The 9,950-nt window shown below is 35.2% G+C and carries 5 protein-coding genes and 4 pseudogenes; 2 read left to right on the forward strand and 7 right to left on the reverse strand.

The window, feature by feature from the left end; translation table 11 throughout:
• Positions 1–401 precede the first annotated feature (401 nt).
• From J500_RS14925 to J500_RS17900, 3 genes and pseudogenes are all read right to left on the reverse strand, one after another.
• Complete coding sequence (locus J500_RS14925) at positions 402–2,009, reverse strand: purine-cytosine permease family protein (protein WP_052024140.1); 1,608 nt, start codon at positions 2,007–2,009, stop codon at positions 402–404.
• Between the two features lie 105 nt (positions 2,010–2,114).
• Positions 2,115–2,348: pseudogene (locus J500_RS17895) on the reverse strand (GNAT family N-acetyltransferase); the annotation flags it as partial.
• A 120-nt stretch (positions 2,349–2,468) separates the two neighbouring features.
• Positions 2,469–2,681 carry a GntR family transcriptional regulator gene (locus J500_RS17900; protein WP_228130686.1) on the reverse strand — a complete coding sequence of 71 codons (213 nt, stop codon included), beginning with the start codon at positions 2,679–2,681 and terminating at the stop codon, positions 2,469–2,471.
• Positions 2,682–2,722: 41 nt separating this feature from the next.
• On the opposite strand from J500_RS17900, the pseudogene J500_RS14935 reads away from it, so the two are divergent.
• Positions 2,723–3,663, forward strand: a pseudogene (locus J500_RS14935) (IS5 family transposase).
• Between the two features lie 52 nt (positions 3,664–3,715).
• Here the strand turns inward: J500_RS14935 and J500_RS14940 are convergent.
• The 3 genes and pseudogenes from J500_RS14940 to J500_RS14950 all read right to left on the reverse strand — a co-directional run.
• A pseudogene (locus J500_RS14940) lies at positions 3,716–4,746 on the reverse strand (alkaline phosphatase); the annotation flags it as partial.
• 319 nt (positions 4,747–5,065) lie between these two features.
• The gene (locus J500_RS14945; RefSeq protein WP_034700326.1) at positions 5,066–5,965 is read right to left on the reverse strand and encodes a ParB/RepB/Spo0J family partition protein; all 900 of its coding nucleotides are present in this window, start codon (positions 5,963–5,965) and stop codon (positions 5,066–5,068) included.
• An 18-nt stretch (positions 5,966–5,983) separates the two neighbouring features.
• A complete protein-coding gene (locus tag J500_RS14950) occupies positions 5,984–6,760 on the reverse strand; it encodes a ParA family protein (protein ID WP_034700328.1) in 777 nt (258 codons plus the stop codon).
• 912 nt (positions 6,761–7,672) lie between these two features.
• On the opposite strand from J500_RS14950, the gene J500_RS14955 reads away from it, so the two are divergent.
• Entirely contained in the window at positions 7,673–8,845 is a 1,173-nt protein-coding gene (locus J500_RS14955) for a replication initiation protein (RefSeq protein ID WP_034700330.1), read from the forward strand.
• Positions 8,846–9,184: 339 nt separating this feature from the next.
• On the opposite strand, the pseudogene J500_RS14960 reads toward J500_RS14955, so the two are convergent.
• Positions 9,185–9,888, reverse strand: a pseudogene (locus J500_RS14960) (IS6 family transposase).
• Between the last annotated feature and the right edge of the window lie 62 nt (positions 9,889–9,950).

Here is a 9,950-nt window from a genome sequence, read left to right on the forward strand (position 1 = left end):
CTCCATGCTTGACTTTGTTTTAGGACTGCTTTTGATCCAAATTGATTCAAAAAATAAATCGCTTTCACAAAATGCACCACCCCAACGTTCAAAGCAATTATTGCGCCAATTTTTCTACATACACCACATTTAAGCGTATATATTGCTCAGAAACTCCAAATGAAAACTTCAAGAAAATATGATTTCTCATTTAAATGATGTCAGGACATTTAAGACAAAAATAGCAGCTGTCGGGTTATTCGAGATGGATGTTGTATCCACTCTTTGGATTAGAATAGATTTTCCCGCACTTTTTCTAGAGTTTTCCCCAATAAATATTAAAAAACCCTGATGCAAAATCATCAGGGTTATTAATTTGATCGAAATTCAGCTTATTAAAAAGCAGATATCTGAAAAATCATTTATTTTTCCAAAGTCTTACATAGAGAACAAATAACACCTTTGTGCTTATGTGAATACATAATATCAGGTCTTTCATAATCTTCATCACATGACACACAATGATAAACTGTTGCTATAGGTAGCCCAGTAGCATCATAACGTGGTTCTTTTACCCCATCATCTGTAGCTTTAATATAATATTTTCCTTTCGTAATTAAACCCATGATAGGAGTCAAAACAAAGCCCAAAATCAGAGCAATTAAAGGTGAATATGGCATTAGAAATTCACCCAACATGCCAAAAAAGGTTGCAATGGAGACTCCTGCAGCGACAAGAAATGACACCATACCTACTGGGTTTATATTATAAAGCATATCACGGCGATACTCTGGTTCTTTTGGAGAGAGTTTCAGTAAGTATTTATTCACTGTGATATCAGTCGCTACAACCACAACCCATGCAATGGCAAAATTAGAATAAAAACCTAAAATCTTACCAAGCACTGCGAACATATTACCTTCCATCAACGCAAGAGCAATTGCAAGGTTAACCAATACAAATACAATACGACCTGGATAATGCTTGCTGATACGTGTATAAGCACTGGTCCATGCCAATGAACCCGAATATGCATTCGTTACATTAATCTTGATTTGTGAAATAACAACCAAAATTACCGCTAAAGTAAGTGCAAACCAACCTGGAAGCATATCATGGAAAGCTGCGTTAAACTGTTGTACAGGTTCCGTGCTATCCACCCCAGGAATTTTAGTCAGCAAATAAAAACCAAGGAAAGCACCAATAATTTGTTTGATTGCGCCTAGAATTACCCAACCTGGACCCGCTGAAATAACAGCTATCCACCACGATTTGCTATTCTCTTTAGTTTTTGCAGGCATAAAACGTAGGTAATCAATTTGTTCACCAATTTGCATAATTAAAGATAGACAAATTCCAGCACCCAACATAATTGCAGCCACATCTATTGCTGCAAAACCACCATTTCCAGCATAAGCAGCGAATTGACTTACAAGCTCAGGTTCTTGATAAATCAAATAAGCAACAGGGCCAATCATTAAGATCAACCAGATAGGTGTGGTCCAAACTTGTAAAGTACTTAAGGCTTTCATCCCATAAATGACCAATGGAATAACCATAATAGTAGAAATGAGATAGCCTATCCATAAAGGAATTCCGAGCCCAAGCAATAAGCCTTGAGCCATGATAGAACCTTCGAGAGCGAAGAAAATAAAAGTAAAACTTGCAAAAATAATACTCGTCAGTACCGATCCAAAATATCCAAAACCAGCACCACGCGTAATCAGATCTAAATCGATATTATAGCGAGCTGCATAATAAGCTAATGGAAGACCTGTTAAAAAGATAATAAGTGCAGCAAATAAAATTGAAAAAATGGCATTCGTTGTCCCATATGTCATACCAATGCTAGCACCAATCGAAAAGTCTGCCAGATATGCAATACCTCCTAATGCCGTAATTGCGACGACTTTAGGACTCCAACGACGGAAACTATATGGAGCATAACGTAAAGTATAGTCTTCAAGTGTTTCGTTTGCAGCAGAAGATGGCTTTTCAATAAAAGTATCTTGCATAGGTTGATTTTGCATACCAAAAAAAATCTCTGAGTTTCACGCTTCTCACCAAAAAGCAAAATTAATGCCAACTTTTAATTCTTCTATCAAATTTTAAGGATTTAGCCCAACATGCTACAATCATATTATTTTATAAGCATAATTTTTAAACATATGTATCGTGTCGTACATACCTAGCTGTTCACGACTGACTGTACTAAAACTTTGCAACCGCCAAATCTTTTCTGCCGCAGGTAAAAATGGATGCGTATGCAAATATAAATGCTGAATATTTTGTTGCTGTGCATATGCAAATAACAGCTGGCAAAGCTCTGTCGCGATTCGCTGTCTACGATACTCAGGCAATACAAAAATCAATTGCTTGGTTTCCTGTTTATACTCTTCCACAGGAACTAACCAAATTCTCTTTAACGCTTGTAGCTCTTCCGATGTTTCATGATCCATTTCACAAAGGCGTTTAACTGCTTCTTTTTCTTAAATCATGCGCAAATCAAACAGCTCATTATAAAATTTAAAATCCCAGGGTTTGACTTCCCAACCGCTACGGAAATGTACATTAACGTAGCCTTCTTGTTCTAAGCGATACAAGGCCTGACGAATGGGGGTACGGCTAATTTCATATTTTTCTGAAATATCTGATTCAGTAAAACGTTGTGCAGGTTTAAGCTGAAAACAGCTTTGTTGCACAAACCTACCGATAAGGTCTTATTCCACAGTATAATTCCTAGATGAATAAACCTATATCCAAAATCTTTCGTACAACCAATTGGTCCACATATAAGCGCGCCTTAATTAATCGAGGCAATATTTCCATTTGGTTTGATCCTTTGACTCAATGGTATGCTCATCCGCAAGCAAAACATGGACGAAATCAAACTTACTCCGATACGGCTATTCAATGCTGCTTAATGATCAAATCTTTATTTAAATTGTCTTTGCGAATGGTCACAGGCTTTTTCCAAAGTCTGATTAAGCTTTGTGGCTGAGCAGCCCCGAATATCAGTGATATTCGTACTCCACACTGTGCAGAAGACAAAGGCATATCGATATTGCAATTGGCTATCAAAAAAGTAGTGGAGGTCTCCGTCTACTCGTAGACTCTACTGGCCTAAAGTTTTTAGGTGAAGGTGAATGGAAGCTTAAGAAACATGGACCTGAATATCGCCGCCAATGGCGTAAGCTTCATATTGGTAGCGATGCTAAAACCCTTCAAATACGTGCTGTATAACTTACAGCAAATAATGTCAGTGATTCACAGGTAGTGGAAGATTTACTTGCTCAAATCCCTTTAGATGAACAAATCGATTCTGTCTATACAGATGGTGCTTATGACACAAAACGATGCCGTCAGGTCATTGCAGATCGGCAAGCTTATGCAGTGATTCCACCTAGAAAAAATGCAAAGCCCTGGAAAGATATAAAAGCTCATTCACGAGAGCGAAATGAACTCCTTCGAACGGTTAAATGTTTGGGCAGGACAATCTGGAAAAAATGGTCAGGCTATCATCGGCAAAGTCTGGTTGAAACCAAGATGCATTGCATTAAATTATTAGTCGATAAACTCTGCTCAAGGAATGTTGATAGTCAAGTGAATGAGATTCATGCACGCGTAGCTGTCTTAAATAAATTCAAAGAATTAGGTCGCCCTCATACCCAAGTTGTCACTTAAATATGAGTAGGTATGGGAGATTTTATTTTTTAAATATTTGTGCAACAAAGCCGTTTTTAACCAAACCCAGTACACTGGTTTCCTGACCTTGTACATATTTTCCGGTACGCTTGGCATAGCCATTTAAAATTAGAGTGTGATCATGATCTGCAGTTATCACAATCAAGGTATTTTTAATTCAGGGTCACTTTGTTGAAGTTTTTTAATGGTTGCATCCAAAGCCTCATTTAGGGCAATCGTATCCTGTAATGCACGCTTAGCATTAGTGTCATGTAAAGCATGGTCTATACGCCCACCTTCAACCATCGGGAAAAAACCATTTTTATTTTGGGTTAGAATGTCCAAAGCGGCCCACGTCATTTACTTTAAGCTAGGTTCAGGCAAGTTTTTTTTGATTCGATTTAAGTCATAACTTAAATGGCTAGTATTAAACAAACCCAATAATTTTTCGTTCTTTCCTAACTTCATCTGGGAGAGTTGAGTTTGATCATAGACCATTCGATAGCCTGCTTGTTGCATATCTGCGATCAAATTACGTTAGTCTATCCGTTCTCCCCCTTTATCTTTCGGCAGAAATTGACGCTTACCCCCGCCTAGAATCACATCAACCTCATCTTTTAATTTGACGTTATAACGCTGATAAATATCGCCTTGCGAACTTGGTACTAATGGGGATGCTATGTCATTTTCAGCATCACGATGACAAATATGGGCATAAGTCGATGCTGGTGTAGCATTTGTAATGCGAGTTGTTGTGACTACCCCGGTACCCCAACCTCGTGCTTTGGCCAATTCGAGTAAAGTTTGGGTGTCTTGCTTATTCTGATTCTGAGGATTGGTTCCACATTGATGATTTCCGGTCTGATTTAGTTCTACTGCAATTGTTCCAGTCTGCATGGATATCACTTCATTTTTCATTTTTACACCTGTCATATAGGCACCCATCGATGGTGCGCTATCTGTAACCTGTGCATCTTTTGAGAAAGTACGAACAAATGATGACCCTGGCAGTTGATCTATCGGCAGTTGGACATCTTCACCAACAGCATAAATTCGTGCAGCTGTTAGTGTCGTGATACCCATTCCATCTCCCAAGAAAAAAACCACACGTTAAGGCTGTTTTGATGGTTGTACTGAAGTAGAAGTTGATTGAACTAAAGCAGGACTTTGACAGCCCGTCAAAATAACTGTGCCCAAACTACAGCATGCCAAACTTATTAATTTTTTATTAAATTTTTTCTTATGCCAAAGCATTGCATCGACTCATCTTAGGATGGTCGAAAAATACGCTTTAAATATTCAATTTACATAACAAATTTATGAAAATATTATTATGACTACTTATATAAATTTTCCTAATTGAAAAAAATAGTGTAGCAAGTTGCTACACTATTTTTTTACTTTATTTTTCTAACATTCGTTTTAGGAAATCTTCTAATTCTTGTAAATTTTGATCATCAAATTGTCCGATTTTTAAAGATACCTTTAATGTATTATGGTCAAATTTGATATTACCAGCAACTTTCCCATCATATTCAATTTTATGTACAATTGAAGTTTGAATTACTTCTTTCGTTTCTCTTGACTTAAAGATTTTTTCAGCTAGTGATGCGAGTTTTGTCTGTTCAACTTCTTTTTTAAGCAATTTTGACCATGCTTCGTATAATGCTTCTTTAGCATTTTCATGGTTTTCTTCATGATCTGATAGAAACTTTTTCACTGCTGTAGCAGCGGTCCGTGCTAATAATGACGGCTGTTTTTCCAAATCTTCAATCAACTGTCCAGGTAATTTTTCAAAAGATAAATATTTATACATATCTTCACGATTCATACCTAATGACTTTGCTAACTTCTGCTTATTTTTTTTTAAATTTTCATCTAAAGAAGTTAATCCAACATATATTTCATAATCTGTCAGATCTTCTCGCTTTAAATTTTCAGCTAATGTTAATAAAGCAACATCTTCATCCGATGCATCAATAATGATTACTTCAATGGTGTTCTTATTGAGAAATTGGTGTGCTTTCAATCGTCTTTCACCAGCAATCAACTCATATTTATCATTTATTCTACGAACTGCAATTGGTTGTAATAGCCCAATTTCCTCAATTGATGCTGCTAAATCTTCAATATCTTGTTGATTAAAGAGTTTTCGAGGCTGGTTAGGGCTAGCCTGAATATCTGTAATTTGTACATTACGTCTTAGCTCTTTAACATCGTTAATATGCTCCTTTTGGGCATGTTGATGCTTTTGAGTATTTTGCTGAAGACGTTTAGCCAATATCTCTTTATTACTTACCATAGTATTTCCAGAATTATATTATTTGACACGCTGAACAATTTCTTGTGCTAAAGTTTCAAAAGCTTTTCGAACTTTTGAGTTTTTATCAACAGATAATAAAGGTTGTTGCAAAATTGCAGCTTGATTAACTTTAGTGCTCATCGGAATTGTGGTATGCAATAATTCTCCAACTTGATTAAATGCTTCATCTTTTATTAATTTACATACATTCTGACGCTCATCATGTTTAATTAATAAAGCACCTAAGAGTTCTAATTCAGGGTTAACTCTTCTAATTTTACTTAAATGATTAATTAAATCAGTAACACCATAGAGACCGTATTGTGAACCAGATTCGATTGGAACAATAACATGTGTCGAAGCGGCTAAAGCATTGCTGGTTAATAATTTTAAACTCGGAGGGCAATCAATAAGAATGTAGTCATATAATCCTTCTAGAATTTTCAATTTATTTGAAAGTTCCTCGGTTGGTCTTGGTGCATCATCTTTCAATTGATCTTCAGTTTTACCAAGAGTTAATGAGCCATATATTAAGGAAACATTTTTAAATTTTGTTTCTTCTTCTAATGCTTCCGATAATAGACTTATATCACCAATGAGTAATTCCGCTGATGTAGTTTCAACTTCGCTAGGGTGTCTTAATCCTATATGTAAACTTGCATTTGCTTGTGGATCCAGATCAATTACTAAGACCTTATTTCCTAACTCAGCAAGTTCTGAAGCAAGATGTACTACAGTAGTTGTTTTCCCGCAACCACCTTTATGATTAGCTACAGCAATGATTTTAGTTGACATATTTGTCTTAAGGAATTTACTTTGATTTCATTTAATATAAAGATATTTGTAGCAACTTGCTACAGTTCTTTGTCATATTTTTATCTTTTGAATTCAAAAGATGTTGAAAAAAAATTTCTTAACTTTTTTTAAAAATATAGCTAGCTAATTTTAATTAGTATTAATTAGTATTAATTAGTTAATTATAATTAGACAAATTTTATTTCTTTAAAAACAACTAGATAAGATTTTTAAAGTGGAAAGCGTGTCACTAATAAGTGGAAGGCCTGTCATTGATAAGTGGAAGGCCTGTCACCGATAAGTGGAAGGTTTGTCACTAATTAGTGGAAGGTCTGTCACCGATAAGTGGAAGGTTTGTCACTATGGTGGAAGACTTGTCATTGTGATTTATTTTAATGTGTTTTTTTTAATTTAAAACAATATAATTCAAATGCTTGTGGTGTTGATAAGTTTGTTTTTATTGAAATAAAGGTGGAAGACTTGTCATTAGTTGTTTTTTATTCTGTGGATAAACTATTTGTATAAAATTTAATTGATAATATGATGTTTGATAGTCAAGAATACCGGAATGGTGGAAGGCTTGTCACTTTAATAGTGGAATATGTGTTGGGTATTTCCACTTTAGTGGTGCTGTAGGCTATTCCTACTTTCAAATTGATTGCTTTAGCGACACGGATGAATTATCAAAGGTGGAAGAGTCGTCACTTAAAAGTGTTTAATTTTATATTAATTCCACCATAAGACTAAATAGTATCAAAATTGCACTTTAATAGTGACACTTCTTCCACTCTTAAGGTGTTTGATGGGCATAAACTGAGTTAATTTAATGTAAGGAAGAGAAAATAGTGAGCGGTTTGCATCTTCTTCCACTTTTGTGTATAACATGTAGAAAATATTTTAATCTTTCCACTTATGAGCAATCACAACGAACCAGAAGAATTAGAACATCTACCTTATTGTATTGGTAATATTCGACATAATGGAGTAGTCAGCACTAGTAACCGTCTGATTAGACCAATTGAATTATCATCTAATGAGTATAAAGCTCTACTTTATGCGATGGCTGTTGCGAATTATGGTGAGAAGAATAATCAAGATCGTGAAATTACAGAGCAAACTTATATTTATTTGCATAAAGATGATTTAGGCGAACTATTAGGATTAGATAAAAAGAATTCCATTAATGTTGCTATTGATCGTATTTATAAAGAATTATCATCACGAGTAGCCCATTTTGTAATTGAAGAGTCCGTGGATGATAATAAGCGTAAAGTTAAAAAAGTACACTCAGTAGTACCAATTATTCGTGAACTCCGTTGGGAAGATGATGCTAAAAATGCTTTGCAGATACGTTTCACCAGTGAAGTACTTCCATATTTTACTCGTTTAGCAAATGGAAATTTTACAACCTATCAATTGAAAGATTTATTTGCTTTGGACTCTGTCACCAGTATGAGTTTGTATTCATACTTTATCAAAAATGAATTTAAGTATGCTAATCAAGATTCTTATGAGGTTGAACTTTCACTTGAGAATATCAAAGCATTAATTGATATTGGGGAGAAAAAATACGATCGTTGGGTTGATTTTAGACGATACGTTTTAGACAAAATTATTGAAGAAATTAATGAAAGGACTAGTCTTCAATTAGAATACGATACCATCAAGAAAGGTCGACCTATTGTCGGAGTTCGATTTAAAATTCTTAATAGGCATGCCACTGAAGTTGTTGTATCTAATACTAATGATAAGACTCAAATCTATTTAGATGTCAATTTTGATGATAATGCGCTTGTTAAAGAATTAGGTGCGAAGTTCGATATGACCGTAAGGTCTTGGTACATCTATGCAAACGACCCAAATTATAAACAGTTTAGTAAGTGGTTTAAGACAGAAGGGTGCTTAACTGAATCTCAAGCAAATGTGATAGTTAATGATATTATGTTCCAAATGGATTTTGCTGTAGCTGGCAGTTCAATGAGTGAATTTAAGAAAGAAATGAAATATAAATTAAAAAATAATCCAAATTTTGTAAAAGAAAATAGAAAACGATTGAATGAAATATTTGGAAAAGACGTTATATGACTGTGTAGCAACTTGCTACACTTTTCACTATAAGGTGTAAAATAAGCTTGATATCAGTTTACGTCATATTTTGATAGCTAATTAATAGACTTATGAACTAATTATTCATCCATTAAGGTAGAACATTAAAACTAATCATTACTTTCCTAACCACACACTTACGAAGACAGATCAAGGTTATGTTGTTAATTTGGTGGTGTATCAAAAAGTATGCTAAAAAAAGCAGGTTGAATTTTGATAAAATAGAGAAATGCAAATAACTCTAGAAATCAAATGTCCAACCTGTCGGCACTGTTGCAAATAGGGATCTGAGTCGATGATGTTCCCTTTAAAAAGTGCTTAGAGACCGAAAACTCTATTCACCAGATACACTTCACCCTGAGGCTGACCATAATAAAATGATGAAGCTTGTCCTTTACGTAGTGCACGCATGACTTCAATACCTTTAATTGTGGCATAAGCCGTTTTCATAGATTTGAATCCTAAGGTGGCCCTGATAATCCGCTTTAGCTTGCCATGATCACATTCGATCACGTTATTTTTGTACTTAACCTGCCTGTGCTCAAGGTCTGGTGGACATTTTCCTTCCCGTTTTAACCGTGATAAAGCACCTCCATATGTGGGTGCTTTATCCGTATTGATCACTTGTGGAATTTGCCACTTCTTCACATTATTTAAAATTTTTCTAAGAAAACAATATGCTGATTTGGTATTACGTCTAGAAGAAAGGTAAAAATCAATGGTAAAGCCACGTTGATCGACTGCACGATACAGATAAGACCATCTTCCATTCACTTTTACATAAGTTTCATCAATATGCCATGTGCCGAGATGTGTAGGATTACGCCAATACCAGCGTAAGCGTTTTTCTATTTCAGGAGCATAACGTTGAACCCAACGGTAAATAGTAGTGTGATTAACATTCACACCACGTTCGGAAAGCATTTCCTGAAGTTCACGATAGCTAATGCCATATTTACAATACCAGCGTACAGCCCAAAGAATGATTTCGCCCTAAAATGCCGACCATGGAAGGGATTCATACACTGAACCTTTAGCTAAAAAACTATTTAGCTTATCATCAATGGCTATTTGCAACAGTGCC

It is taken from the genome of Acinetobacter sp. 479375 (assembly GCF_000581715.1).
GTDB lineage: Bacteria > Pseudomonadota > Gammaproteobacteria > Pseudomonadales > Moraxellaceae > Acinetobacter > Acinetobacter ursingii.